Origin of the sequence: Actinomadura sp. HBU206391 (assembly GCF_014323665.1) — a bacterium.
Taxonomy (GTDB): domain Bacteria; phylum Actinomycetota; class Actinomycetes; order Streptosporangiales; family Streptosporangiaceae; genus Actinomadura_C.
The window spans coordinates 1-1,393 of the sequence record NZ_JABVEB010000546.1; the positions used below are offsets into that span (position 1 = coordinate 1).

1 protein-coding gene and 1 pseudogene are annotated in these 1,393 nt (G+C 73.2%); both read right to left on the bottom strand.

Translation table 11 applies throughout. From position 1 onward, the window contains the following. Window positions 1-707: pseudogene (locus HKK72_RS39295) on the bottom strand (gala protein); the annotation flags it as partial. A 2-nt stretch (window positions 708-709) separates the two neighbouring features. Next, window positions 710-1,393: SDR family oxidoreductase (locus HKK72_RS39300; RefSeq protein WP_187239437.1), on the bottom strand; the 684-nt coding region annotated here is incomplete at its 5' end.

The window sequence follows — 1,393 nt, forward strand, 5'->3', positions numbered from 1 at the left end:
ACCTTCGCGCCGTGGTCGCCCAGCCGGTTGGCCGCGACGTAGAGCTCACGGACGCCGGCATCGCGGACCAGCGCGGCCAGCAGGTCGGCGGTGTCGGGTCCCAGCCCGTTGCCGCCGAGGAAGAGCCGCTCGACGAGCTGCTCCCGTTCGGTCAGCGCGGCCAGCAGGTCACGCAGGCCGTCGCCGGTCAGACCGGTGTTGACCAGGTCGAGCGTGCGGATCCCGGTGTTGCGGCGCAGCATGGCGGCGATCGACCGGACCCCGGCGTCGCCGACCGGGTTGCGCTTGAGCCACAGGGCGCGCACCGTGTCGTCGCCGCCCAGCCGGTCCGCGAGCTCGGTCGCTCCCTCGGCGTCGACGCGGTTGCAGCCGAGATACAGCGTCCGCAGGCCGTGCCCGGCGGCCAGCGCCTCTGCGACCGCCCGCGCGCCGGGATTCCCCAGACCGTTGGTGCCCAGCAGCAGATGAACCGCGTGCGGTGAACGCGCGGCCACCGGCAGCACTCTCGTGACCCCGTCCGGCCCGAGCCCCTGCTTGCACAGGTCGACCCGCCCGTCCGGCTGGAGGGTGCCGAGGGGGAAGGTCTCGGCGTCCTCCACCGGTGCAGGATCGGCGAGCCGGGCGATCAGCGGGTCGAGGTCCGCCGGATCGGCCCGCGTCACCTCGGGATGGGCGATCGCGGGGCAGCGTACGGGTGTCGGTTCCATCGTCACCACTCCACCGGTCGGTAGTCCTTCAGGAACAGGCCGGCCATCCGCTGCCCGCCGACGCCGCGCACGATCGGGTCGTAGACGCGGGCGGCTCCGTCGATGACGTCCAGCGGCGGCCGGAACCCCGCCTCGCGCTGTGCCGTCTTGCCCGGGTGCGGACGCTCATCGGTCACCCAGCCGGTGTCGACGCTGTTCATGTGAATCCCGTTGGCCGCGTAGTCGGCGGCGGCCGTGCGGGTCAGCATGTTCAGCGACGCCTTGGCCATGTTGGTGTGCGGATGCCGGACGGTCTTGTTCTCGCGGGAGAAACTGCCCTCCATCGCCGAGACCTGGACGACATAGCGGTCCGGCCACGGCGACGCCTCGAGCAGACCGCGCAGCCGGGCGGTGAGCAGGAACGGCGCGAAGGCGTTCACGACCTGAACCTCCAGCCACTCGGCCGGCTCCACTTCGTGCAGCCTGAGGCTCCAGCTGTTGCGAGAGCGCAGGTCCAGCGGCTGCCCGGTCTCGTCGACCCGGCCGGAGGGGAACAGCGCCTCCAGCGCGGCGTGCCGCGCAGCGACCGCGGGCACGGGCAGCGCGGAGTCACCGTCGCGGGGCGGATCGCATGACCCGATCCCGGTCTGCGCGCCGGTGCGCGCGCGGCCCTCGACCTCCGAGGGCTCCCCGGGTTCGACCGGCTC